We start from the raw sequence: 25,496 nt of genomic DNA, 5'->3' as shown, positions 1-25,496 counted from the left end.
GGCATTTTTTATGTCTACTATGATGTCTGGATAAGTCAGATTTATAGGATGAAATAAAAACACTGATTAGGTGGTATTTTTACCGCTTAATCAGTGCTTTTTTAATGTTATTTTATTGTTGTTTTAGTATTTATCAAATATTTATTAAATGTTTAAATACCACTTATTTGGTATTTTTTTACTCTTAAAGCAAGTACTTCTGTAAAACTCTGGCCAGGTTTTTAAGATCTATCGGCTTTGATACATAGTCATTCATGCCACACTTTTTGAAATTCTCAATATCCTCTGCAAAGGCATCAGCGCTCATGGCAATAATAGGAAGCTTTGCTGCATATTCAGAACCCAAACCTCTGATAGTCCTTGTGGCTTCATAACCATCCATTATCGGCATTCTGGCATCCATGAAAATCAAATCATAGTAGCCCTCTCCCTTTTCCTTGAATATATCCACTGCTTCCTTGCCATTGATGGCCTTGTCCATTACAGCTCCCGTCATTTCCAGAAGGTTTTCTGCTATCTCCAGATTCAGGGATATATCATCAACAAGGAGAATCCGCTTCCCATCCAATCTGATTTCTGAAAAATCCATCTGCCTATGTTGTTTCTTGTCGGATACAACATCCTCAACAAATTCCAGATCCAGCTGAACAATAATTTCCGTTCCCTTTTGCAGAGCACTGTTTACTCGGATTGTTCCCCCAAGTAAATCCACTACGGCCTTGGTAATAGACATTCCCAGACCAGTGCCCTTTACCTCAGTTTCATGATCATCCTGCTCCCTGGCAAAAGGCTGGAACAATTTTTCCTGGAATTCCTTTGACATGCCTATTCCATTATCCTTGAAGCTAAAAATGTACAGGCTCCTATTGGCCGATACGTGTTCTTCTCTAACGGAAAGGCTTATCTCCCCTCCGTCAGGAGTGTATTTAATTGAGTTACCTAAAATATTAATAAACACCTGTTGTATTCTCAGGGAGTCACTGATTACATTTTCGTGTATGATGTTATCCAGGTTTGTCTGGATATGATGATCATGGGCATCAAATTGAGGGGCTAACATGGCAACAATACTTCCGATAAGGTCCGTAAGATTCACATTTGCCTTATTGATACTTAGATTACCGCTTTCTATACGGCTCATATCCAATACTTCATTAATAAGATTAAGCAAATATTTGCTTGAATTGGATATTTTACGCAAACATTCCGACAGCTTTTCCGGATCGTCCTTATGGGAATCTGCTATCATCCCCATACCCACAATGGCATTCATTGGCGTACGTATGTCGTGGCTCATCCGGGACAAAAAATCACTTTTTGCCCTGCTGGCTTCCTTTGCCTTTTTTACGGCCTTCTCCAGTTTTCTGTTTTGTGCCGCCAAGGCCGAGGCATTCAAACGTTGCTTCTCCTCAAGGGCTGCCGCTGCCATGGCCACACCCTGAGAAAGTACACCAATCTCCCCCGGAGCATTTTTAGGAAGCTCCACATCGTAGTTGCCATCCTTTATTGCATACACCGCTCTGGTAAGCATTCTGACGGGATGCATTATACGGTTGGTATAATACACCATCATTATAATAATGAAAAATCCACAGGTAACAATAACTATAATATCCATGGTCACCAGCTCGTACCTGTCCTTGTATATTTCATCATAATCATCACAAAGTACCAGCTTTAGTCCGCATCTTAAAGTTTCAAAGGTCTGTACCCGTTCACTACCCTTCATCTCATACTGAATTACATTATTTCCAGAATTATTATTGGAAAGTAAATCAGAATTTTTAACCTTCTTAAGAATTTCATCACCATGTACATTTCCCAACATAAAATCATGGGCATGATAATGAACCGTGCCATCAGCACTCTTTAAATAAGCGTAACCATTCTTGCTGAAATGAATCTGATCCACCATGTTCAGCAATATTTCGAAATTAAAATCCATACCTATTACTGCTATCAAAACATCATTTTTATAATATGGCACGCAATAGGATATAGTATAACGCCTTGTATTTTTGTTGTAATAAGGTGGCAGCCAAACAGCTTTCCTTTCCTTTATCGGAACCGTGTACCACCCCACCCGCTCAATATCCTCCGGATTAAAATCACTGATAATCGTCATCTCACGTTTTTCCATATTATCAGCTGCATTACGGGTATAAAAAAATCCCTGCTGCTTTCCTACCAAATCCGGATTATATACGCAATAATAGCTCAGCGACATATTAGTCGTTTGGGAGAATATATCATATATTTTTTGAAGATTTTTGTTAATTTCTTCCCTTTTTACTGGATCCATAACATCATCCACACTGGTTATGTAAAAATCCGTGATTCCTACCATGTGGTTTACTGCATCTTCAAATCTGATATAGTCATGATTAAGTTTCTCAGCTTCGGTGGCGGTGAGGGTGTTCATCTCGATGGCGATATCCCTGTCTTTTTCATTGCCCACTATCTCAAAGGCGGCAAAACTAAGCAATGCCGTTAAAAGCACCAGGGTAATTATCAGAAAAGCCATTACCTGCTTTTGTAATGAACCAGCTTTATCCATGATATTCGCCTCCTGTACAGAAGGAAGATGGACTCAATCACATTAATACTTTACTTTAAATATATTTTACATTTCTTATCAAAATCCTTCTTTTTTAGTACCTCTGAATTTTCAAAAACTTCTGATATTTTTTGTTTTGAAAATGGTATAATTAGATAAGAAAAATTTTGGAAAGGAGGGGAGCGATATGAAAGGGCCTAAGAAATGGTGGCAGGAATATGACGGTTCGGAAAAGGAAGCCTGGCAGGACGCAGACCCTCTGCATCCTGATATTGATGATCGCCATTTTCCTGATGAAGAAGAAGAAATTGGACAGGAAGAAGATGTATATGGCAAAAAGTATTAGTAAATTGTGGGTATTTTAAAAGGCTCGCCCTGTTGGGGACGAGCCTTTTGTTTTGCTATAAAACCATTATTTTATTCTTAAATAAATATTTTAATAACATTATTTTAATATTTATTTACATTTTATATAGCATTGATATTACATTCCATTGCTTTCACAATAATCCATAAGAGCAGCTGTTATTATGGTATTCATGCTCATACTCTTTTTATCTGCCAATGCTTCCAAACGTCCTTTTAATTCCTCAGTCATATAGACGGACAGCCTGGAATCTTTTTTTATTGCCTTTGTTGGCCGTCCACGTCTTTTAGGTGCCACATTATTTTCTGATACATTTTGGTCATGTGTCTGTTCTTCATTTATAGTAGCTATAGAAGCAGCCTGCACCACTGGTTCAGTAATTTTTTCTTCTTCCTGCTGAAGTGGAACAACTGGTTTTGCTCTGCCGGTAAAATCTCCCAATGCCGCTGCAGTATTATTAAGGTCTAATTTCTTTGCCATTATTTTCACCTCAATTTAATGTTATTCTATCTTTAAATTAGCATTTTTTTAACATTTATTAAAAATTAATATATTGCTTTTTTAATCTTTTTTAAACAGCTCCAGGACCTCATCGGTAAATGCCTCATAATCCTTGGCACCATCAGATCTGGCGTCCACATTAAATACATTGGTATGAAGGGCAGTACACTGATGGAATACTGTACGCTCCTTTATATGTGTATTAAAAACAATACTGTTGATTTGGGCTGCAGCCTGATGGAATACATCCACTGCAAACTTGTTTGCCTGGGTCCGGGGAACATCCCTCGTAATAAGAATACCGTCAATTTTCAGTCCTGGATTATAATCAGCTGCACTTTGAATTGCAGAATACAAATCACCAAGCCCGGTAACACTTCGCTGATCAGCATCACATACGCCAATAACCCGGTTGCAGGCCACCAGTGCCAAAAATACGATACCGGACATACTAGGAGCTGTATCCAGAACCACGAAATCATAGCCCTCTACCTTAGCCAAGGCTTTCTTTAATAAGAAATCTGAGCCCTTTTCCTCAAACTTATTTCTCTGGTTCTCAATGCGCTTATCGGCACCCATAAAGTCATAATACTCATTGTGCTGTACCACATCCTCCAAAGGGGCTCCCAAAATAAAATCAAAGGTTCCTGCTACTGTACCAATAGCCTCTCCCCCGGAATCAGCTGTGAAGTTTGCCTGGGGATCGAGATCTATGGCCAATACCTTATATCCTTTTCTTCCCAGTGCTGCACAAAAATTAATGGCAGAGGTGGTTTTTCCTGTACCACCCTTCTTGTTTGAAAACGCAATTATTTCCATTTATACACCTCATTTTACAGTAATTAAACATTTATATAATGTTAGATAAATGTTAATTTATAACTTTAATATTACTATAATACTGTTATATTAGTATTTTTTTAAAAATAAAGCAAGTCCCTAATTACATTACTTACTACAAATAATAAAAAAAAACACACAGCAACCACTCCCCCATCTTCTTATCCAGAGATTTCTGTTGATATCTGTGTGTTTTATTTCTTTATATGTATTTTATATGTTTTTATAGTTTTTACCTGGCGGTAAATCCTTATATATCAAGGGTTACAGCCATTATATGCGACTGAAATGTATACTTTAGCTGATGTAATTGTATCATAAGCCGTACCAAAATGTATCATATAGATGACGGAATTGTATCTTAAAGATTACCTTATTGTAGTATTACATGACTGAATTGTATCATATATAACATAATTGACTGTGAAAAATACCAATGAACTATACAATTAGGTCATGTATCTGTGGAAAAGTCAGTAGTTATCAGGGATACAGGTGAAGCTTAGATACAATTTGGTCTCCTATAGTCCTTTTCAGAAAAGGAAATTTAAACAGATGATACATTATGGTCATCTATTTAAATGTAATTTCATCCCCTATTCTAGTATTAAGAGTGTAGCATAATTTCAGCAGACAGAAAAAAAGGAGGTTATAGTTACCATTTTTTGTGTAATATAGAGCTGGCTCGGCCTGAAAAGACTGGCTGCAAGGCTAAAATCAGTAAAACATGACCGGATTGTATCATATAATATAGAAGAAAAATGATAAAAAAGAGTATAAATGACCTAATTGTAACAATAGGTTACTGAAATGTATCATTAGTTTTAAATGAAATCACTAAAAAAAGATACAATTAGGTAATGTATAACCTATATATGACTGTATTGTATCATGAATTTAGAATACATGACTGAATTGTAACATAAATATTAGTGTTATAAGCTGAAGATTATGATACAATCAAGTCATGTAATTAAATTTAAAGATACAATTCAGTCATCTATATGAAATTTTGTTACATTTTAGTTCATATATGACCTAATTGTATCATAGATTTTAGAAGTTTTTTATACAATAAGGTTATGTATTAATGAAAAATCATGAAACAACACGACACGAAGCTGCACGAAGCCACACAACACGGGACGATACGACACACGACATAAATGTAACATTTATGAAAAAAATATCAAAAAGTATTATACATTTTACTCATATAATGTTATAATGGTCGCGTAAGATTGATACATTGAGGTCGTGTATCCTTTTCCAAATGAAAAGTTTGATACAAGACGGTCGGATTACCTAAACTTTACATATAAGGAAAGCAAAGGGATGAATACAAAACTTAGCAGTCATAAGAAAAAGACCAAGCAAATAATACTTCAGGCCAACACCCTGATAGAGTCCCCCTCCATCTTTTCAAATCTCATGGAGGCCAGGCTATTCTATCTGGCCTTGGCCAGTCTGAGGCCCCAGCTCAAGGCTGGTGAGCCTACTGAAAACAAAGTAGTAAGTATTCCTTCAGTTGAGGTCATCAAGATGTTTGGTGGCAACAACGTGTACTATTCACGTCTGAAGGGTTTTTGTCGTAACCTTCAGGGTATGCAGGCTGTGCTGAAGGACAACGAGGAAGAAGGAAAATACATATCTGTGGTGCCTTTTCCAAAATTTGAATTTGATAAGGCCAAGGGTATGCTTTCCATTGAGCTGCATAAGGATTTTGCCCCTTATGTACTGGAACTGGCGGGCAAGCCTTATACCCAGATTTCAGCCAGCTCTATCTTTTCCCTGAAGTCCACCCATTCAATAAAGCTGTTGGAGCTTCTTTTGCAGTACCAGGGCTTTGAGAAATTTAAAAACTCTGGGGTCATAGAGCGTGAATTTTCTTTGGAACAGCTGCGTGAATATATGGGAGTTGAAGACAGATACCAGAATGTATCCGTATTTATAAGGTCCGTTATAAACTATTCCGTTAATGATATAAACAGCCATACCGGCTATTATATCGAATATGATAAAATCAAGCCAAGCCGCACCATTACCGGCTTCAAGTTCTACCTCAGCAAAAAGAGCGATTCTCCGGATGTTGAGGACAATATTACCGTTGCTGAGGATGATCTGGTGGATATTCTCCTTAAATATGGTATTGGCAAAATCGTGGCCAACCGTCTAATAAGGAACTATGACGCCAAACGCATCAGGGACAATGTGCAGTATACCCTTACCCAGCACGGGGTGAAGAATATTCCCGCCTATATGCGCAAGGCCATTGAGCAGGATTATGCTGGTAATGCCAAGAAGGCTGTCATGCAGTTTGATTTGTTCGAACAGAATAAAATGGCGGAAGACAGCAGCGACAAGGCATGCGAGGAATTCCTTATTTCCCGTGGCATTGGTGAAATGTCCCGGGAGGTTATTATGGCCAAAGCCAAGGCTGGGGATATGGACGAGGTTGTGGATAAATTATTGGGCGATATTGACAAGGCCCAGTTTATAAAATGCTATCAAAAGGGAGATTTTTCTTCCCTTATGGATAATGTTGGGTCTATATATGACCAAAATGTATCAGAATTTTCAGCAGCCCAGGAGAGGGTTGAGGCTGAAGCAGTTAAGGCAACACCAGATGCTGAGGATAATGATACATTTGAGGCAGATGATGCAGCTATCCTTGATGCTGTTGAGGATGTGCCTGAGGCTGAAATGGTTCCAGTTGAGGAACACAGCAGCTCTGTCAAGGAAGCTCTGAAAAACCAGCTGGTGCTTACTGTGCTGGTTAATGGCCAGAAAATCAGCAAGGAATTTTTACAGCAGTGTCTTGATGCCAAGCTGAATATTTCCGAGATTCAGAGCATCGTTGGTAAAACATCCATAGCGGATATCCTTGAGTAATCCACACAGTCCACAGATATCCTGTGAATAACTCTGTATAACCCTTTGATAAATTGTGGATTTCCCAAGAAAACTGTGGATTAATTTAATATTTTAAAGCAAAAAAAGGACGCAAACTCAGTTGCGTCCTTTTAAGTTGCCTGTGTATAAAATTTTACTCGTTGGCGTCGTAAATTTCTTCAAGGGTTCTGGCATTTGCCTGAACTTCATTGGAAAGCTCTGATGGCACCATTTCCCTATCACCACCGTGGTTCAGATAGAGAGAATAATACTTAACTGCACTGCCCTTATCCCCCAGCATTAAGCTATTGTAACCAACAAAACGATAGTTGCTCTTTTCATCAGGCTTAAGGCTGATGGCTTTTAATGCTGCCTCGTTGGAGGTTGCGTAGTTCTGAGCCTGCATCTGATAGTAAGCCATATTGCTGTAAAGCCAGTAGGTATCATCAATGGAGTTGTCCTGGCAGATTTTAAGGGCCTTATCAGTATATTCAATAGCCTTCTGGGTATAATCATCATTCCAGGTGTTATGCTTTTCCCTGTATTCGGCATTAAGGGCATTCAAGGCACGGGACATATTTCCAGTTTGAATATAGCTGTTTGGATCTGCCTTGTAGGCCTTTTCAGCCTCCTTGTAGGCCAAAACATTAAGCCCAAGCTTGGTGTAACCTTCAAAATGACCTTCATAGGAGGAAGCATTTTCAGCGGACATTACCTCCTTTTGGCGCTTGGTAATCTTGTCATTGCGCTCCTTTTCAGCCTTTCTCAGCTTTGCCTTGGTGCTCCTGTAATCATTATCATGGATATCTAAGGCATAAGCATTAGTAAGCATGGTCTGAAGACTGGCAGAAAGAGAAGGATCATTCAGGGCATTTTTCAGATCCTTATAGGCAATGTCACTGAGGAAATCAGGAGTGCCAAAGCCCCAAGCCTCAACGGTGGAATAGTCGTGGATACCCTTGCAGATACCACCGGCAATAAGATAAGCATTTTCCCAGTCAGCCAGCTCAGGTGTTTCCCCTGCAGTCATGAAATGCTTGTCATCAATGAAAATTTCAGTACCATTTTTTACCTTTACATGGTTGTAGCCATATTCTTCCATACGCTGCTGGGCTTGCTCAAAGCGCTTTTGAGAAGCTGGATGGTTATAGGCTCCCGTAAAAATTTCCTTTATAATGTTGCGATCAGTATTATCCCCCTTGGCCATATTTAGGGTCATGGCAGAGAAGCCACCAGGGTTAAAGCCAGCACTGCAGTGGAGATAGAAGCCATATTCATCTGCATCAGCCTCAGACAGGTTGGTGGTGTTTTTTACGGAAATGTAATTTCCAATATAAGATCCCAAAGTAGCCTGGAGCACATCTGCTTTCATGGTGAGAAGTGCTGTACCGTATTTATAAAGGACCTGCTTTGGGGCATCCTTTGCAATGTGCTGATGAAGGCCATGAATCATCTCATGGGACATTACTGCTGCCAGTGCGTCATCACTGTGGAGATCATTCAGAAGGCCACTATTTACTTCAATAAAATCATTTGGATAGCAGGCCGCATTCCACTCATCATTATTGATAACACGCCATCTGAATGGCAGGCTGTTTGGCTCCATGGCGTAATGGCCGTGGTCTATAAGCTGGTTCAGAACCCGGGATACCCGCTCGTTGTGCTCTACAGAGGTATCAAGACCATATTTTTCAACGGTTTCATTCAGGGTCTTTTGCTGGGTTTCAGGGCTGTTGCCCCAATTCAGCAAATAGGTCTGTACTTGATCGTATTCCATGGCAGCCTGTGAAACAGTGCCAAAGATGTTGCCGATTAAACCCCAGTCTGCAGCCTCTGCTACTGAAGGCGCAGAAAGGGGAGCAAATGAAAAGGTACACGCCAGCAGACCAGTGCTCAGAGTGTACATTACCTTTTTCTTCAAATCCATTTTTTTCAATCCCATCACCTCATCATATTATATATGAAACATCATATCACTATTAAATATGGGATACATTATATTTAAATTAATACTGTATTAATTAAAAATAAAATGTTAGACTCTTAATTCTTGTAAAATAAGATGCAATGAAAAATTTATTTATTTGGTGATATCTTTCAACTAAAATTCATAATTCATTGCTATAGTATAACCATAGACAATAGCATTAAAGCTATTGCAATGTATCTCAGCTATTTTATTACAGAGGGGAAGTGAAGCTGTATGGATACAAACGATGTTAATAATTACATGAAAAAGGTGAGAAGATATTTGAAAAATACCAAGCTCAACGATTTATCACGGATGATTGAAATAACCAAGCTGGACAACCTTGGCAGAGGGAAGGCATTTCTCGTTGCCGGCGTGGTTGCCTGGTCTGCATTTACATGCAGCTTTGGTAATGTAAATAGTGCCTCGGCGGCACAGCTGGGCCTTATGAGCACAGCAACTGCCCTGACAGACAGTATGCGCCTTGGTGGTATTCCTTATCGTAACAGAAACGGCAAGGTTGTAATTTCCGGCAGTGCATCCCAGGGGGATAATATTCTGGAAGGATGTCAGCAGCGGGCTCAGGTGGCGTATAATATGGCACGGGCCAATGAACCACGTATTACTATGGATATGCTGGATATTGCCAATAGACTGGGTACCTCCATGGAGGGGCTGGAGTATTCCGTTAAGACAGCCTCCAGTATCAAGAGCAAAATTGATCGCAAGACCAACAAGGCCCTGGAAGCAGGGGAAACCCCAAAGCAGGATTTTGAATATGTTTCTGAAACCGGTGATCTCCTCAGATATACTGAGGTGGTAAACCACGATGAAATGGCAGATAAGGTTCGTGACACTGTGGCGCTCCTTGAGGAGAAGGGCTACACTTTGGATGAAATTGACAATAAATATCTCAACAAGGATGGCCGCTACAAGGCAGTTCATCTGAATGCTACCAGCCCATCCGGGCAGGCCTTTGAAATACAGGTTCATTCCCAGGAAACTCTGGCAGCCAGTCGTGCAACCCATAAGATGTACGAGGAATGGAGAAATCCGGAGACCTCTACTGAAAGAAAGGCGGAGCTTTATACTTCCATTAAGAGCACCTATGACAGCCTGCCTTTGCCAAGGGGAATAGAGCAGCTTGAAAATTATAAGCGTGCTGTTTAATAATAATTAAAATAAATATATATAATGGTTATATAAAAGTTGTAAAAATGTTTAAATAACATTATAATAATATCATTAAAAGATAATCCCATTTTTGATAAACCCATAAGACCTTCCTAGAGGGAAGCACCTGCTGCCTGCCAGCAGGTGTTTTCTTTTTTAGAAATTGCGAGTGTTGTAAAAATTATATTCCTTATATTGCGAAATTTTCAGCAGGATTTTTATTATATTTTGCAGAATAAACTAAAATTAAGATTCACCGGAAAAAGCTAATAGCATACGCAAATATCCAATGAATGTGAGGTGGTTTTGGATGGGTGCTGTAGAGATAAAGAAATTGAAGGAAATAATAGACAAGAGCCGTTCCATGGTCTTTTTGGGTGGGGCCGGAATTTCCACCGAGTCCGGGATTCCGGATTTCCGTAGCGCCAAGGGCTTATATAACAGAAGACTAAAGCAAAAATTCACTCCTGAGGAAATGGTTTCCCATACATTTTTGGAGGATCACCCAAAGGAATTCTTTGATTATTATAAGAAAAATCTTATTTATCTGGATGCCAAGCCAAATAATGCCCATAAAGCTCTGGCCAAGCTGGAGGAAATGGGAAAGCTGAAGGCTGTGGTTACCCAGAATATTGATGGACTGCACCAGATGGCAGGCTCCAAGCGGGTCATTGAGCTCCACGGCTCTGTTCACCGTAATTTCTGCGTGAAATGCCACGCCACCTATGATGCAGAATTTATAGTAAACAGTGATGGGATTCCTACCTGTCCGAAATGTGGTGGCATGGTAAGGCCTGATGTGGTGCTTTACGAGGAGGCCCTAAATCGTCAGGACCTTATTGATGCAGAGGAAGCAATTACCAAGGCAGATACCATGATAGTAGGGGGCACCTCTCTTATGGTTTATCCTGCGGCCAGTCTGGTAAGATATTTCCGTGGCATGAACCTTATTGTGATAAACAAGACCGCAACCCCGGCTGACGAGTGGTGCGATCTGGTGATTCACGATGCTGCAGGAAAGGTGTTAAAAGCCTGTATTGAATAATATGTAGAATAATGCAATTTTTAAAGCTGATTTTGATTGTTCGCAGTCAAGGTCAGCTTTTTATTTGGCAGTATTAAAATAGTGGATAATTAACAAAAAAAAAACAATAAATAAAGTATAAAATAACAAATTAATAACAATAAAATAACATAAAAATAATGTTTAAATAATATCAAGGTTTCATTGGCAGAAAAGGATATATGTTAACCAGTATCCAATATCTGGTTGACAATAAAATAACACAGGCATACAATATTGACGTTGGTTAAATTAAATGTCGAAATAAAGTGAGGGGCATATAATGGGTGAGGTTAATTTTGATAACATAGATAGAATTGTAGAAGAAATTATAGGGGGAAAAAGGATAAAAAACGAAGATGATACATCCTTCCTCTTAAATACACCATTAGAAAAATTACAACAGGGGGCATTGAAGCTTCAGCAGCATTTCTGTGGCAACCACGTAGATCTTTGTACAATAATAAACGCCCGCAGCGGACGTTGTGGCGAGAATTGCCGTTATTGTGCCCAGGCAGCATGCCATAAAACTGGTGTAGATGAGTACGATTTTTTATCCACTGAGGAAATTCTGGAAAATGCCAAAGCCAATGAAGCCGTAGGAGTAAACAGAATTGCTTTGGTAACCTCTGGCAGGGCATTAAGCGGTAAGGACTTTGAAAAAGCCTTGGCCACCTATAGATTGATGAAGGATAAGCTTACGATTAAACTCTGTGCATCCCATGGGATAATTTCCAGAGAGCAGTTCAAAAAACTTCGTGAAGCTGGAGTGACCCGTTATCACCATAACATAGAAACTAGTGAGCGTTATTTTCCGGAAATTTGTACCTCCCATACCTATGAAGATAGGATAAGGACTATCAAAGCGGCCCAGGCTGAAGGCTTGGAGGTTTGCTCCGGGGGAATTATTGGCATGGGGGAAGGCTGGCAGGATCGTATAGATATGGCCTTTGCCTTACAGGAGTTAGGTATTCAGTCCATTCCAATCAATATTTTGGTACCTATTCCGGGAACAGGCATGGAGCATCAAGCCCCTATATCATCAGATGATGCACTAAGGACATTGGCTATTTTCAGATTTATAAACCCATCAGCAAATATCCGTATGGCTGCGGGACGAAAGGTGTTGCCGGAAAACGGTGCAACCGCATTTCAGGGGGGCGCATCCGCTTCCATCACCGGTAATATGCTGACAACCTCCGGCACCACCATAAAAGAAGATATGGGACTGCTTAAGAAATTAGGCATGACAAATCATTAAAAAGAATATTTTGAAATATCCCACGATTATTTCATAACCAAGTGAAAAAAATCCACGCTTGGGTTATAATAAAATAAACGTGGGATTTTTTATTGAAGCCAATCGAGGTGATAACCACCGTGCAATACATGTCGTACTATGATTCACCTTTGGGAAAACTTTATATTATGGCCCATGAGGACGGCTTGACTAACATCATCTTTGAACAGGAGGAGGGCAATCAGCTCCCTATTAATGTCAAGGATATTGAGTTTAGTGATGATTTGCCCATTATTCAGGATGCAAAATTGTGGTTAAGCCTATATTTTAGTGGCTGCAACCCGGATTTTATGCCTGTCCTATCTCTGGAGGGCACTGATTTTCGTATGGATGTATGGAATGTTGTTAAGGAAATCCCTTATGGAAAAACCATGACCTATGGTGAAATTGCCAAGCTGGTAAGCGAAAAGCGTGGCAAGCGGGCGTCGGCTCAGGCTGTAGGGGGAGCTGTAGGTAATAATCCAATACCTATAATGGTGCCATGTCATCGCGTTTTGGGTTCTGGCAAGGCTATAACGGGTTATTCCGGTGGTATTGATAAGAAAAAGTTTTTACTGGAGCTGGAGAAAATCGAATTTACGGAATAAGCTTTCCATAAAGAACCATTGGCTTTAATAAAAGTTACATAAACATTTAATAATCGCTTTATTAGTATTTAATAAAATATTTATTAATATTATATTAATGTTAAAATAATGTTTTGATTGTCAAGGTTAAATTGCGCACTTCTTTTGAGGTGCGCTTTGTAATATATATGGGCGGGATATTTGTGGAACAGAGCTATTATTATTTTGACGGGAAATCCAGGGCCTGGGTGGAGTGCCAGGAGCCTTGGATAGAAAAGGATATTGAGAAATTTTCATTAAGCATAGTTGATAAGGGAATGGGTGAAAGGCAGCTTGATGCCCTGGCAGAGCAGCAGTCCCCAGATCATCTTCTGGCCTATGTGGATATAGGTGATTTTGATTACCGATACAGCTGTGTATATAAGAAGGCCGCGGCCAGATGGCGTTTACAGCTATATAGACCCCAAAAAACGGCCATTATTTTGGTGGATGTTTTTAGTGTTATGGGCACTCCTGATGGGGTGGAGCTTCATAGAAGGGGAAGCAAGCAGTATTCATTGCGGCTGGACTATGGTAAGTGGCAGTACACTGCAATTCCGTCCAAGTCAGAGCAGGCGGAGTCCGGTGGCAGTGTTTTTAATTACAAATACGACTGGACCGATGAGGGCTTTGATTTTTCTGTGGAAATTCCTCAAATCGTTGCGGACAGGGTTATGACCTTCTTGAAGGAGCTTTCACAGGAGGAATTTGGCTTCATTCCCACTGTGCCGGAGGATATACCTCCAGCCAAGCTCATGAAGTATTTTACCCAGTTCCCTCTGGATGTGAATGTGGGCTGGTATGTGGATATGCTTGGCTACGATTTTGCCCGTAAAATCATAAGGACCAATGATACAAACTTTGATCTAATTTGCGATTATCTCCAGCTTCCTAAAACCAAGGGGCTTCAGAAAGCCTATCGGGAAAATGGACGGTCACTGGCTATATGCTTCTTTTTGCAGAAAATTGGCATTACGGATATAAATTTATGGCCCCATTTCTATAATATTAACCACCTTTTGGGGCAAAATCTGGATAGGCTTGGAATTGACCGAGTTGGAGCCTTTTACAAGCGTAAAGGGGCCTGGCAGCGATATTGGTGGGGAGATGTAAGCAATTTCGAAATATCATGGTGGTGGAAAAAGCAGGAGAAGGATGTGCGATCTGAGTATGATCCTGCCTATGTGGGGTGGCAGATGCTTTGCAGCTGGCTTATGGACAAGTGGGAGCCAGTACGGGTGGCAGAAATCCTCCACAGTGCCATGGAGGGCGGTTCATCTGATATTCGTGACTGCCTGAATATGTGGTTTAACAGCTATACCAGTGATGAACTCACGGATGAGTTTGTTCAGGCCATTTATCGCACGGGATTTTCCAAGGAAACCCATGATGTGTGGACAGCGGAGCAGCGCCGTCGGTATGAGCAGGACATTGAGCAGATGCGCCGTGAAAAAAATGCCCGTCATAAGCATTATATGGAAATAGAATTTACATTGGCCAAGGGTGACCTCATGAAGGAGGAGGATACACCACAGGGCTCTTTTAAGATTGCCCGCAATGGCAAGGAGCTTTTTGAGCTGTCGGAGATTTTCCATAACTGCGTTTTTTATCTCTATACAGAGAAGATGAACAACAGGGAATGCGCCATTTATTATCTGGAAAAGAATGGCCAGCCTGTGGCCTGCATTGAAGTGGTAAAGGGTGTTATTACCCAGGCTCTGGGAGACCATAATCATATATTGAAGGGCGAAATTAAGGATGCAGTGGTGGACTGGGGCATAAGGCATAATCTGGAATTTAAGCCAATAAGATAAAATAAAAGCAGGGGCTATGGCTGTAGCGCTAGTGATACTACAATTAATAGTATTGGCATTATAGAACAATAAAAAAGGCAGGGGCTAATGTCTGTAGCAATTAGCGAATGGGTCGTTAAGAAACTCTTTTGTCCGTACCTTAATATTAGTGGAAAAAATCATTTGTTTGAGCGAACCATTTAATGGTGAGCGAGTTATGATTTTTTTCACTATTTAATTAGGACAAAAAGTTTTAGACCCATGAGCGGCGCTACAGACATAGTCACTGCCTTTTAATTTTAATAAAATGTTAAATCAATATTAAAATAACATTATATTGAGTCTAATTAAATATTTAAAAAATGCTTTTAAAGCGCATACATATGATTAAGAGGCCCGGATCCTTTTCCTAGATTCAGCCCGTCCTTTAATGCACCGGTAATATACTTCTTGGCATTGGCAATGGCCTCTGGCAAATCATAGCCCATGGCCAGATTGCAGGCAATAGCCGAGGACAGGGTACAGCCTGTGCCGTGGGTGTTTGGATTATCAATATGCTCCTGGCGGTACCAGTTAAATTCTCCATCATAGTACAGAAGATCTGTGGCAGTAGAAGATAAATGGCCACCCTTTATGAGAACACCACCATAGATTTTGGAGCCGATTATTTTTGCAGCCTCCTCCATATCCTCCAGACTATTGATTTCCATGCCCGAAAGCACCTGAGCCTCCGGGATATTAGGAGTAATGACACTGGCAATAGGAAGCAGCAAACGACAGAGATTATCCTGGGCCTCATCCTCAAGGAGCTTGGAACCGCTGGTGGATACCATAACAGGATCTACCACAATATTCATGGCCCCGTAATTCCGCAGCTTTTCAGAAATAATCTGAATAATATCAGGAGAGGATACCATGCCGATTTTTACCGCATCAGGGGAAATATCCTCAAAAATAGCATCTAATTGCTGCCCTACAAATTCCGCCGGCGCGTTGTGAATGGCCCGCACCCCAGTGGTATTTTGGGCTGTCAGGGCCGTAATTGCACTGGTGGCATAGAGCTTGTGGGCGGTAATGGTCTTGATATCGGCCTGAATACCAGCTCCCCCGCTGGAATCCGACCCGGCAATAGTTAATACAGATTGCATAATAAACCCTCTCTCTCTGGGATAAGTTTCAAATCCCAAGCACATACATTTTTAAGTATAGAACCAAGAAGGGCCTCTGGCAACAAAAGTTTATATGATTGGCAGGATTTGAAAAGTATTTTGGCGAATTTTAAAGGCATAAAGAGAATCGGAGGAGTTACGTAATGAAAAGTGTATTGGATGAAGGCTTCAAGATGTATGGCCGGGTGCTGGATGTGGATGCAACTGAATTCATGGATGAGGTTCAGAAGCTGCCAGCGGCTCCCCAGGGTCAGGTGCTTTATGAGGCATCTATTCCATCCTTTGAGCAAACAAAGCTGTTCTTAAAGTTCATGGATGAGATATATGGGGGAATGCCAATAGAGTTTGGCTGCTGCCATGGCTTTAACGATAAACTGAACGGTCTGGAGTACCACAGGGATTCGGAAATCAATATTGCAGGAACGGATATGATATTGATGGTGGGGCACCGCTGGGATATTGATTATGAGGATAATTCATACGATACCTCAAAGGTGGAGGCCTTCTTTGTACCCAAGGGTACAGTGGTGGAGATATTTGCCACAACCCTGCATTACGCACCGTGTGGTGTGGATGGGAAGGAATTCCGTAGTGGGGTAGTGCTTCCTGGTGGTACCAACGAGGCTTTGGATGTGGTGCCGGAGGCCAAGGGGGAGTCGGCAATGCTTTTTGCCATCAACAAGTGGCTGCTGGTTCATCCTGAAAGTGGCGAAACAGGCCGGGTAGGGCTGCTGAAGGGTAAAAATTTAAGTGTAAGGGATTTTGAATAAATACCCATTAATTCTGTGGTAATTTAAGGGGGAATAAATATGTGCAAGATTTTAGTACCAGTAGATGGATCCGAAGAATCCGAGAAGGCCATAGAGCAGGCTGTACGTTTGGCCAAGCTGGAGCCTGGTAAGTTGATTTTTATGTATGTGGTGAATATTCAGCAGGCGGCTATTTCTGTACACCTTTGTCAGGAGATAATCGATTCTCTAACAGAGGAGGGGAACAGAATCCTTGGGGAAATCAAGGAAAGCCTGCCAGAGGGGCTGGAGTGTGAAACTGTCCTTGATGTGGGTATTCCTTATGAGAAGATTGTGGATTATGCCAAGGATAACGCCACTGATTTGATTGTTATGGGCAGTCGCGGCCTGAGTCTGGTGGAAGGTATCCTCATGGGCAGCGTCAGCCGCAATGTACTTGAGCAGGCACCATGCTCTGTTTTAATAGCAAAATAACAATTTTAAAACAATATTTTAGTGATTAATAAATATTAAAATAGCGTTAAATAAATGGGGCTACAGAATGTAGCCCCCATTTTAATATATTGAATTTAAAAATGAAGCTTGTTTTTTATGCGTTCTACGGCACGGAGGGTGTTTTCCCTGTCTCCGAAGGAGGTTAGGCGGAAATAGCCTTCGCCGCATGGGCCGAAGCCTGCACCTGGGGTGCCCACAATATTTACCTCTGTTAAGAGCTTGTCAAAGAAGTCCCAGGATGGCATATTATTTGGGGTCTTCAGCCAGATATATGGTGCATTTATGCCACCGTAGGCCTCAATGCCGGCGGCTTCAAGACCTTCACGGATAATGCGGGCATTTTCCATGTAGTAGCCCACCAGCTCCTTCACCTGCTTCTGGCCCTCAGGAGTGTAGATGGCAGCTGCACCACGCTGAATTATATAGGCAGTACCATTGAATTTGGTGGTGTGACGGCGGTTCCACAGCTTGTTAAATTCCACTGCCTTGCCTTCTTTTGTAAAGCCTTTAACTGTCTTAGGAATTACAGTATAACCGCAACGGGTGCCTGTAAAGCCCGCAGTCTTGGAGAAGGAGCGGAACTCAATGGCCACCTCTTTTGCACCTTCAATTTCATAAATGGAGCGGGGCACATCTTCCTCGGTAATGTAGGCCGCATAAGCCGCATCAAAGAGAATAACGGATTTATTATCCTTGGCGTATTTTACCCACTTGGTCAGTTCCTCCTTGGAAAGGGTAGTGCCAGTAGGGTTATTTGGGCAGCAGAGATAAATCATATCTACCCGCTCGTTTGGTAGGTCAGGGGAGAAATTGTTGCTGGCATCACAAGGAAGGTAGGTAATACCTTCAAAATGACCGTCTTCCATAATTTCACCGGTACGGCCTGCCATAACATTGGTATCCAGATATACAGGATATACAGGGTCAGTAATGGCTACCTTGTTATCAGTGCCGAAAATCTCCTGAATATTGCCACAGTCACTCTTGGAGCCATCGCTGACAAAGATTTCATCTGCCGCAATATCAATGCCACGACCTACATAATTGGTCTGTCTGATGGCCTCAATAAGGAAGTCATAGCCCTGCTCCGGGCCATAGCCCCGGAAGGTTTCGGCCTGGGCCATTTCGTCTACGGCCTTGTGCATGGCCTCAATGCAGACAGCAGGCAAAGGCTGGGTAACGTCACCAATACCCAGACGGATAACATCAGCCTCAGGATGGGCCTCCTTAAAGGCAGCCACGCGGCGGCCAATTTCTGCAAAGAGATAGCTTCCTGGTAATTTCAAATAGTTTTCGTTTACAGTAGCCAAATAAAAACACCCCTTAAACATAACTTAGTATAACATTTTTATCATATTATATCACAGTAATATGCAAATACAATAGTTTAAAGAGAAAATATTGAAAAAGATTATCAAAAAATTAACCAAGCTCATATAAAACTCATGGTGATTGGCGAAGGAGGAGGCTATACCTAAAAAGTTTTTTGGAATTGTAGTATATACATAAATTTAGCTGTTTTGGTCGACTTTTTGGGGAAAAGCATATAAAATTAACATTTAGAAGATATGTTTGTAATTATTTCTGGAGAATTTTATGGACAGACTCATTATGCATGTGGATATGGATGCTTTCTTTGCATCGGTGGAGCAGCTGGATCATAAGGAATACCGTGGAAAGCCTCTGATAGTTGGCGGTATTGGAGGCCGGGGAGTGGTGTCTACCTGCTCATACGAGGCCAGAAAATTTGGAGTCCATTCTGCCATGCCCACTGCCAAGGCCATGAAGCTGTGCCCCCAGGGAATTTTTATTCGGGGCAATTATCCCCGCTACAGTGAGGTTTCCCAGCAGATTTTTGATATTTTTGAACATTACTCCCCTCTTATTGAGCCATTATCCATCGATGAGGCCTTTTTGGATATCAGCGGCATGGAGCGCCTTATGGAAAATCCCCTCCAATATGCCATGAAGCTGAAGCAGGAGATAAAGGAAAAAACGGGAATTGTGGCCTCTGTGGGCATTGCTCCCAACAAGTTTCTGGCAAAGATAGCCTCGGATCTGGATAAGCCGGATGGACTGGTGGTGGTGGACAGGGATAGGGTGCAGGAGTTTCTGGATCCGTTGCCCGTAAGGAGAATATGGGGTGTAGGGGCCAAAACAGCCATGGTAATGGACAGACTTCGTATTAAGACCATTGCCGACCTTAGAAAAATGACCTATGAGGAGCTTCATAAAACCTTCGGTGATAAAACAGCCTCCCATTTGTTTATGCTGGCCCAGGGGAAGGATGAGCGGCCGGTGGCACCAAGGGGCAGAGCCAAATCCATTGGCAATGAGGTAACCTTTGGGGAGGATCTGCAGACCGCTGAGGATGCTTTACAGGTGTTATTGGAGCTGTCCGTAAAGGTGGGCTGGCGGCTGAGAAAAGCTGGATTTAAGGCCAAGACCATACAGCTAAAGCTACGGACAAGGGATTTTACCACCTACACCAGGCAGAAGCAGCTTTTTGAGGCATCAAATTTCGACAATGATATTTATACAGCTATAAAAGAGTTATTTAAACATTTAAATATTACTAATAATATAAGGCTGTTGGGTGTTTCCACCACAGGCTTTGGGGAAATGGAGGCTGTGTCCCTGTTCCATGACGAGAAAAAGGACAAGCTCTATCAGGCCATAGATGATATAAATAATAAATTTGGCAAGCTGGGAGTAACCCGGGGAAGCTTGCTTAAAAAATAAAAATACTGGAATCTCAAAAGAGGCTCCAGCATTTTTATTGAGATTGTTTAGGTTAACACAATCTAGAATAACATTTTAATAATTGTTAAATAATAATTATATAATATTTATATAATATTATTTAGCTGTTAAAGAATTTATTTCTTGCCTTCTTTCTTTTCACCAGGAATGTCCATGATGGCGGTGGCGCCTCTCTGGCCGGTGCGGATACGGACCGCATCAGTAAGCTCATATACAAAGATCTTGCCGTCGCCGTAGTTGCCGGTGCGCAGGACCTTCTGGGCGGCTTCAAGAACCTTGTCCACAGGCACTTCGCAGACCACGGTTTCCAACTTGATTTTTGGTACAAGGTTTATATCGTATTTCTTGCCCCGATATACCTCCTCGTGGCCCTTCTGAAGGCCGCAGCCAAAGACCTGACTTACGGTCATGCCGAGAACCCCAATGTCATTAAGGGCACCCATAAGGTCATCCAGCTTATTGGAACGGGTAATAATTTCAATTTTGGTCATTTTCATAATATCACCTGTCCTTTCTCACGCCTTGTTGGCGGTGGCATTCAATACAGTGTTGGCCAGCATTTCAGAGGAATCCTCAAAGCTGCCCATAATAGGGCTGCCACCAAGAATGGAACGGGCATAGCCCCGCTCACCATGTTCAATGATGTCAAGGCCAGTAAGCTCCTCGGCCTCGGAAGCACGGGCTTCGGTCACCAAAGTAACCAGCATGTAGAGAATAGTGGTACCAACCACTGCCAGCACGACTGCAACACCAATGGAAATGAGCTGAGCAATAAAGAGATGGCTTTCACCATAGAAAAGACCGTTGGCACCATCAGGATTAATTTCTGTAGTGGCCCAAATACCAGTTGCAATAGCACCCCACATACCGCCGATACCGTGAACACCAAAGGCATCAAGGGCATCGTCGTAGCCCAGCTTTTCCTTGAGAACAGCAACGGCAAAGTAGCAAACCACACCGCCTACAAGGCCGATAATAACGGATGGGAGAGGGGCCACGAAGCCAGCGGCTGGGGTAATGGCTACCAAGCCGGCGATACAGCCAGAGGCGGCTCCAAGGATGGTTGGTTTGCCACTGATCCGCCATTCAGTTACTACCCAGGAAAGGGTTGCAGCGGCAGCTGCGGCCTGGGAGGTAACAAAGGCATTGGCAGCCAGCTCATTTGCACCAAGGGCACTGCCGGCATTAAAGCCAAACCAGCCAAACCAGAGAAGGGCTGCACCAAGAACGGTCATTGGAAGATTATGAGGAATCATGGCAGTACGGCCATAGCCGGCGCGCTTGCCAAGGAGAATACAAAGAGTGAGGCCGGATACACCGGAGAGAATGTGAATTACCAGACCTCCTGCAAAGTCAAGGGCACCAAGCTCAGCCAGGAAGCCACCGCCCCATACCCAGTGAGCCATTGGATTATAAATGAAGATGGCCCAAAGGAGAATAAAGAGAGCGAAGGCTGCGAACTTCATGCGTTCAGCAAAAGCACCTGTAATAAGAGCAGGGGTAATAACGGCAAACATACACTGGAAGGCTACGAAGGCCAGCTCCGGGATGGTGCCATTTTCAAGGACATTGTAGCCTACACCTACGAGCCCCACCTTATCCAAAGCGCCAATAAAGCCGTTGATATCAGCGCCAAAGGTCATGGCATAGCCGATAAGTACCCATTCAACGGAAATTAATGCAACTATAAAAAAACTCTGCATTATTGTGGTAAGTACATTTTTGCTGCGGACCATGCCACCGTAGAAGAAGGCAAGGCCGGGAGTCATTAGAAATACCAGGGCCGCACTGATGAGGACCCAGGCTGTATCACCGGTATTAATCATAATAATCAGTCCTTTCCACTTTAAATAAAAAATAGATTATTCCAATAATGTTTCCCAAATAGAATGGCGTCTCATAATCCCCCCCTTTTTTAAAGGAAGAACCATAAGACGCCATTGTCTTATACCTATACTGAAGAAAAAGCTAGGAGATCTTATTTCTTGTGTGACAGTATAGGCATTTTCTATTTGGTTTTGTGAGAAATACAACCTACAGGAGAACAAAAATACCCCACGAAACCCGGTACCTGATTTCATAGGGCGTCATTGCCATGTATGTTGTTGCTTCATAGTATACTCATTTTTTAAACTATGTCAATAGGGTATAGAAAACTTTTTTGGATAATTTTATGACATAGAAAAATAGGGAAAAGGATGTTGACATATACCCCCATAAGGTATATTATACCCCCATAAGGTATATTAATGCCGTGTGCGATGAGGAGAGTTTACAATGAGTGATATAAATACAGAGGAAAAGCATTGCTGTTGCTGTGGAAGTGCAGAGGCTGATGGCATTCATAAGCATAAATTCCGGGATAAGGATGGGGAGGAATATAAGGGACTGATTCGTCGCCTCAACCGTATTGAAGGACAGATCCGGGGGATTCACAATATGGTGGATGAGGACAGGTATTGTGTGGATATTCTTACCCAGGTCAGTGCGGTGCAGTCCGCATTAAATGCCTTTACCAAGGAGCTGTTGAATCAACATATTCATAGCTGTGTGGTGGAGGACATCCGTAGTGGTAATGACGCAGTTGTGGATGAGCTTTGCTGCCTTTTACAGAAGGTTATGAAATAACCAGGGGGTATATTTTGAAAAAAGAGAAGTTTGATGTAACGGGCATGACCTGCTCAGCCTGCTCGGCACGGGTGCAACGGGCCGTGGAAAAGGTGGCTGGTACACGGGAGGTTGCCGTTAATTTATTAACCAACAGTATGCAGCTGGAATACGATGAGTCTGTGACGAATCCGGAGGCTATTATTGCCGCAGTGGAGCAGGCCGGCTATGGAGCCAGCGTAAAGGGACAGCAAAAAAAGGCTGCAGAACGGGCTGACAACAGTGAAAAGGTGGCGGATAAACAGGCCAGAGAAATTTTACAGCGGCTTATATTGTCCTTTGCTTTTTTAATTCCCGTTATGTATATTGCCATGCATGGGATGCTGGAGAATATGCTGGGAATCCCGGTTCCAGAGGTTATAAAGGAGCTTTTTGACGGGCCCGAAAATGCCATAACCTTTGCCTTTGCCCAGCTGCTTTTGGTGCTGCCGATTATGTATCTTAATCGCCATTTCTATATTGTGGGGTTTCGTACCATGGTCCAGGGAGCGCCAAATATGGATACCCTTGTGGGAATGGGCTCTATGGCGTCAGCCCTGTTTGGTGCCTTTGCCATTTTCCGTATGGGATATGGTCTGGGACATGGTGATATGGCCTTGGTGACCGAGTACAGTACCAATTTGTATTTTGAGTCGGCGGGCATGATTGTGACCCTGATAACCCTGGGAAAATATTTGGAGGCCCGGGCCAAGGGACAGACCAGTCGAGCTCTGGAAAAGCTCATGGATTTGGCGCCAAAGCAGGCTACTGTTATAAGAGACGGAGCTGAGCAGCTGGTGGCTGTGGAGAGCCTTGTTATTGGCGATATTGTGGTGGTGCGGCCAGGGGAAAGGATTCCTGTGGATGGTGTGATTACCGAAGGCTCCACCAGTATTGACGAATCAGCTATTTCCGGGGAAAGTATTCCTGTGGAAAAGACAGTGGGGGATAAGGTTATTTCCGCCACCATCAATAAAAATGGATTCATTAAATTTAAGGCGTTGCGGGTGGGGGAGGATACCACCATTAGCCAGATAATCAGGCTGGTGGATGAAGCCAGTGCCTCCAAGGCCCCTATTGCCCGCATGGCGGATAAAATAGCGGGAATTTTCGTTCCCGTGGTTATTATGATAGCCTGTACCGCCGGCCTTATTTGGCTGATTATGGGAGCCAGTGTGGAATTCGTTTTTTCAATTGTAATATCCATTCTGGTTATTTCCTGCCCATGTGCTTTGGGATTGGCAACTCCTGTGGCCATTATGGTGGGCACTGGCAAGGGGGCGGAAAACGGAATTTTGATAAAATCCGGGGAAGCATTGGAAATTGCTCACAATATTGATACGGTGGTAATGGATAAAACGGGTACCATTACTGATGGAAAGCCTGTGATTACGGATGTAAAGGCCATTGACGTAACCGAAAGGGAGCTTATTTCCATAGCTGCAGGAATGGAAAAGGGCAGCGAGCATCCTTTGGCAGAGGCAGTTTTGAATTATGCGGATGCCAAGGGTATTGAGGCCATGTCCATGACAAATATTAAGGCTGTATTTGGTCGGGGACTGGAGGCTGATGGCCAGTATTTGGCCGGAAGTCAGAGCTTCATGGAGGAACAGGGTATTAATACTGCACCATATCAGGAGTATCTGGATGAGCTGGCGGATCAGGGCCGTACCCCGTTGTTATTTGCCCAGAATAATGTATTAATTGGCATTCTGGGGGCGGCGGATAGTGAAAAGTCCACCAGTGCTGAGGCCATAGGACTCTTTAAGGAAATGGGTATTGAGGTGGTTATGCTTACCGGGGATAATCAGCGGACTGGCGAGGCCATACGGCGCAGACTGGATATACCAAGGGCCATCGCGGGAGTTTTGCCGGAGCATAAGGAGGCTCATATTGCTGCGCTTCAGGGCAATGGCCATCGGGTGGCCATGATAGGTGACGGAATCAACGACGCGCCTGCATTGGCACGGGCTGATTTGGGTATTGCCATTGGGGCAGGTACTGATATCGCCATTGAAAGTGCCGATGCAGTATTGATAAGAAATGACCTACTGGATGCGGTCAGTGCCGTTAAATTAAGTAAGGCGGTTATGCGCAATATTAAGGAAAATCTTTTTTGGGCCTTCTTTTATAATGTGATATGTATCCCGGTGGCAGCAGGGGCTTTGTACACCACCTTTGGAATTAAGCTATCTCCGGTAATGGGGGCAGCTGCCATGAGTATGTCCAGTGTTTGCGTTTGTTTAAACGCTTTGCGGCTGAGATTTTTTAAGCCGGAAGCCCTATTAAATATATCAGAAAAACCAGCTGAAACAACCAGTGAAGATTTTAAGGAGGAAAAAATTATGGAAAAGACTTTAAAAATTGAGGGTATGATGTGTATGCATTGCCAGAAGCATGTTACTGAGGCGCTGTCCAAAATGGACGGGGTTACCGAGGTTAATGTGAATCTGGAGGCAAAAACTGCAGTGGTAAAGGCAGGTCGTGACATTCCACAGGCAGAATTTAAGGCCGTAATCGAAGAAGCTGGCTATGAACTAGTAGGTTAGTAGGTAAAAGAAAACTAAAAAATGTATACGAAAAAGAGATTGCATTCTACGGGACTTTGCCAAGC

Annotated in this window: 20 protein-coding genes; 12 read left to right on the top strand and 8 right to left on the bottom strand. The window is 42.5% G+C overall.

Features of this window, described 5'->3' with window-relative positions; all coding sequences use genetic code 11:
- Nucleotides 1-184 precede the first annotated feature (184 nt).
- Nucleotides 185-2,557: an ATP-binding protein gene (locus T355_RS14655; protein ID WP_051555368.1), complete on the bottom strand. Its 2,373-nt coding sequence runs from the start codon at nt 2,555-2,557 to the stop codon at nt 185-187.
- 187 nt (nt 2,558-2,744) lie between these two features.
- Between T355_RS14655 and T355_RS15230 the strand changes: the two genes are divergently transcribed.
- A complete protein-coding gene (locus tag T355_RS15230; protein ID WP_155851666.1) occupies nt 2,745-2,903 on the top strand; it encodes a hypothetical protein in 159 nt (52 codons plus the stop codon).
- A 138-nt stretch (nt 2,904-3,041) separates the two neighbouring features.
- On the opposite strand, the gene T355_RS0104130 is transcribed toward T355_RS15230, so the two are convergent.
- Both T355_RS0104130 and T355_RS0104125 read right to left on the bottom strand, forming a co-directional pair.
- Entirely contained in the window at nt 3,042-3,404 is a 363-nt protein-coding gene (locus T355_RS0104130; RefSeq protein ID WP_027396643.1) for a hypothetical protein, read from the bottom strand.
- A gap of 81 nt (nt 3,405-3,485) precedes the next feature.
- Complete coding sequence (locus T355_RS0104125; RefSeq protein ID WP_027396642.1) at nt 3,486-4,244, bottom strand: ParA family protein; 759 nt, start codon at nt 4,242-4,244, stop codon at nt 3,486-3,488.
- Between the two features lie 1,356 nt (nt 4,245-5,600).
- Between T355_RS0104125 and T355_RS0104120 the strand changes: the two genes are divergently transcribed.
- On the top strand, nt 5,601-7,157 hold the full coding sequence (locus T355_RS0104120; RefSeq protein WP_027396641.1) for a replication initiation protein: 1,557 nt from the start codon (nt 5,601-5,603) through the stop codon (nt 7,155-7,157).
- A 154-nt stretch (nt 7,158-7,311) separates the two neighbouring features.
- Here T355_RS0104120 and T355_RS0104115 read toward each other — a convergent pair whose 3' ends face one another.
- Entirely contained in the window at nt 7,312-9,084 is a 1,773-nt protein-coding gene (locus T355_RS0104115; RefSeq protein WP_231482981.1) for a M48 family metallopeptidase, read from the bottom strand.
- Nucleotides 9,085-9,360: 276 nt separating this feature from the next.
- Here T355_RS0104115 and T355_RS0104110 point away from each other — a divergent pair, with 276 nt between their 5' ends.
- From T355_RS0104110 to T355_RS0104085, 5 genes are all read left to right on the top strand, one after another.
- On the top strand, nt 9,361-10,296 hold the full coding sequence (locus T355_RS0104110; protein ID WP_027396639.1) for a hypothetical protein: 936 nt from the start codon (nt 9,361-9,363) through the stop codon (nt 10,294-10,296).
- Nucleotides 10,297-10,609: 313 nt separating this feature from the next.
- On the top strand, nt 10,610-11,344 hold the full coding sequence (locus T355_RS0104100) for an NAD-dependent protein deacylase (RefSeq protein WP_037329786.1): 735 nt from the start codon (nt 10,610-10,612) through the stop codon (nt 11,342-11,344).
- A 301-nt stretch (nt 11,345-11,645) separates the two neighbouring features.
- A complete protein-coding gene (gene bioB, locus T355_RS0104095; protein ID WP_027396637.1) occupies nt 11,646-12,623 on the top strand; it encodes a biotin synthase BioB in 978 nt (325 codons plus the stop codon).
- Nucleotides 12,624-12,751: 128 nt separating this feature from the next.
- Entirely contained in the window at nt 12,752-13,249 is a 498-nt protein-coding gene (locus T355_RS0104090; protein ID WP_231482980.1) for a methylated-DNA--[protein]-cysteine S-methyltransferase, read from the top strand.
- 182 nt (nt 13,250-13,431) lie between these two features.
- On the top strand, nt 13,432-15,081 hold the full coding sequence (locus T355_RS0104085) for a PcfJ domain-containing protein (protein WP_027396635.1): 1,650 nt from the start codon (nt 13,432-13,434) through the stop codon (nt 15,079-15,081).
- A 347-nt stretch (nt 15,082-15,428) separates the two neighbouring features.
- Here the strand turns inward: T355_RS0104085 and thiD are convergent, their stop codons facing one another.
- On the bottom strand, nt 15,429-16,208 hold the full coding sequence (thiD, locus tag T355_RS0104080; RefSeq protein WP_027396634.1) for a bifunctional hydroxymethylpyrimidine kinase/phosphomethylpyrimidine kinase: 780 nt from the start codon (nt 16,206-16,208) through the stop codon (nt 15,429-15,431).
- Nucleotides 16,209-16,372: 164 nt separating this feature from the next.
- Here thiD and T355_RS0104075 point away from each other — a divergent pair, with 164 nt between their 5' ends.
- Complete coding sequence (locus tag T355_RS0104075) at nt 16,373-16,999, top strand: DUF4867 family protein (RefSeq protein ID WP_027396633.1); 627 nt, start codon at nt 16,373-16,375, stop codon at nt 16,997-16,999.
- Nucleotides 17,000-17,038: 39 nt separating this feature from the next.
- Nucleotides 17,039-17,452, top strand: coding sequence for a universal stress protein (locus tag T355_RS0104070; protein ID WP_027396632.1), 414 nt, complete (start codon nt 17,039-17,041; stop codon nt 17,450-17,452).
- Nucleotides 17,453-17,547: 95 nt separating this feature from the next.
- On the opposite strand, the gene T355_RS0104065 is transcribed toward T355_RS0104070, so the two are convergent.
- On the bottom strand, nt 17,548-18,783 hold the full coding sequence (locus T355_RS0104065; RefSeq protein ID WP_027396631.1) for an LL-diaminopimelate aminotransferase: 1,236 nt from the start codon (nt 18,781-18,783) through the stop codon (nt 17,548-17,550).
- 286 nt (nt 18,784-19,069) lie between these two features.
- Between T355_RS0104065 and T355_RS0104060 the strand changes: the two genes are divergently transcribed.
- Nucleotides 19,070-20,215 carry a DNA polymerase IV gene (locus tag T355_RS0104060; RefSeq protein ID WP_027396630.1) on the top strand — a complete coding sequence of 382 codons (1,146 nt, stop codon included), beginning with the start codon at nt 19,070-19,072 and terminating at the stop codon, nt 20,213-20,215.
- Between the two features lie 137 nt (nt 20,216-20,352).
- Here T355_RS0104060 and T355_RS0104055 read toward each other — a convergent pair whose 3' ends face one another.
- Both T355_RS0104055 and T355_RS13520 read right to left on the bottom strand, forming a co-directional pair.
- Nucleotides 20,353-20,733, bottom strand: coding sequence for a P-II family nitrogen regulator (locus T355_RS0104055; RefSeq protein ID WP_037329782.1), 381 nt, complete (start codon nt 20,731-20,733; stop codon nt 20,353-20,355).
- A gap of 18 nt (nt 20,734-20,751) precedes the next feature.
- Nucleotides 20,752-22,062 (bottom strand): ammonium transporter, encoded by a 1,311-nt coding sequence (locus T355_RS13520; protein ID WP_037329780.1) that lies wholly within the window; start codon nt 22,060-22,062, stop codon nt 20,752-20,754.
- Between the two features lie 562 nt (nt 22,063-22,624).
- Here T355_RS13520 and T355_RS0104045 point away from each other — a divergent pair.
- Nucleotides 22,625-22,864 carry a metal-sensing transcriptional repressor gene (locus T355_RS0104045; RefSeq protein ID WP_331279579.1) on the top strand — a complete coding sequence of 80 codons (240 nt, stop codon included), beginning with the start codon at nt 22,625-22,627 and terminating at the stop codon, nt 22,862-22,864.
- A 14-nt stretch (nt 22,865-22,878) separates the two neighbouring features.
- Entirely contained in the window at nt 22,879-25,431 is a 2,553-nt protein-coding gene (locus T355_RS0104040; protein ID WP_027396627.1) for a heavy metal translocating P-type ATPase, read from the top strand.
- Nucleotides 25,432-25,496 lie beyond the last annotated feature (65 nt).

This window comes from Anaerovibrio lipolyticus LB2005 (assembly GCF_000621545.1).
Lineage (GTDB): Bacteria > Bacillota > Negativicutes > Selenomonadales > Selenomonadaceae > Anaerovibrio > Anaerovibrio lipolyticus_A.
Note: the sequence above shows the minus strand (reverse complement) of the source record. Positions and strands in the feature narration are given on the sequence as shown.

Bases quoted from the DNA above. Each gene is read 5' to 3' on its own strand.
- T355_RS0104130 (WP_027396643.1), bottom strand. From the start codon at position 3,404: ATGGCAAAGAAATTAGACCTTAATAATACTGCAGCGGCATTGGGAGAT.
- T355_RS14655 (WP_051555368.1), bottom strand. From the start codon at position 2,557: ATGGATAAAGCTGGTTCATTACAAAAGCAGGTAATGGCTTTTCTGATA.
- T355_RS0104055 (WP_037329782.1), bottom strand. From the start codon at position 20,733: ATGAAAATGACCAAAATTGAAATTATTACCCGTTCCAATAAGCTGGAT.
- T355_RS0104090 (WP_231482980.1), top strand. From the start codon at position 12,752: ATGTCGTACTATGATTCACCTTTGGGAAAACTTTATATTATGGCCCAT.
- T355_RS0104120 (WP_027396641.1), top strand. From the start codon at position 5,601: ATGAATACAAAACTTAGCAGTCATAAGAAAAAGACCAAGCAAATAATA.
- T355_RS0104070 (WP_027396632.1), top strand. From the start codon at position 17,039: ATGTGCAAGATTTTAGTACCAGTAGATGGATCCGAAGAATCCGAGAAG.
- T355_RS0104115 (WP_231482981.1), bottom strand. From the start codon at position 9,084: ATGGATTTGAAGAAAAAGGTAATGTACACTCTGAGCACTGGTCTGCTG.
- T355_RS0104110 (WP_027396639.1), top strand. From the start codon at position 9,361: ATGGATACAAACGATGTTAATAATTACATGAAAAAGGTGAGAAGATAT.
- T355_RS15230 (WP_155851666.1), top strand. From the start codon at position 2,745: ATGAAAGGGCCTAAGAAATGGTGGCAGGAATATGACGGTTCGGAAAAG.
- T355_RS0104125 (WP_027396642.1), bottom strand. From the start codon at position 4,244: ATGGAAATAATTGCGTTTTCAAACAAGAAGGGTGGTACAGGAAAAACC.
- thiD (WP_027396634.1), bottom strand. From the start codon at position 16,208: ATGCAATCTGTATTAACTATTGCCGGGTCGGATTCCAGCGGGGGAGCT.
- T355_RS0104060 (WP_027396630.1), top strand. From the start codon at position 19,070: ATGGACAGACTCATTATGCATGTGGATATGGATGCTTTCTTTGCATCG.
- T355_RS0104075 (WP_027396633.1), top strand. From the start codon at position 16,373: ATGAAAAGTGTATTGGATGAAGGCTTCAAGATGTATGGCCGGGTGCTG.
- T355_RS13520 (WP_037329780.1), bottom strand. From the start codon at position 22,062: ATGATTAATACCGGTGATACAGCCTGGGTCCTCATCAGTGCGGCCCTG.
- bioB (WP_027396637.1), top strand. From the start codon at position 11,646: ATGGGTGAGGTTAATTTTGATAACATAGATAGAATTGTAGAAGAAATT.
- T355_RS0104100 (WP_037329786.1), top strand. From the start codon at position 10,610: ATGGGTGCTGTAGAGATAAAGAAATTGAAGGAAATAATAGACAAGAGC.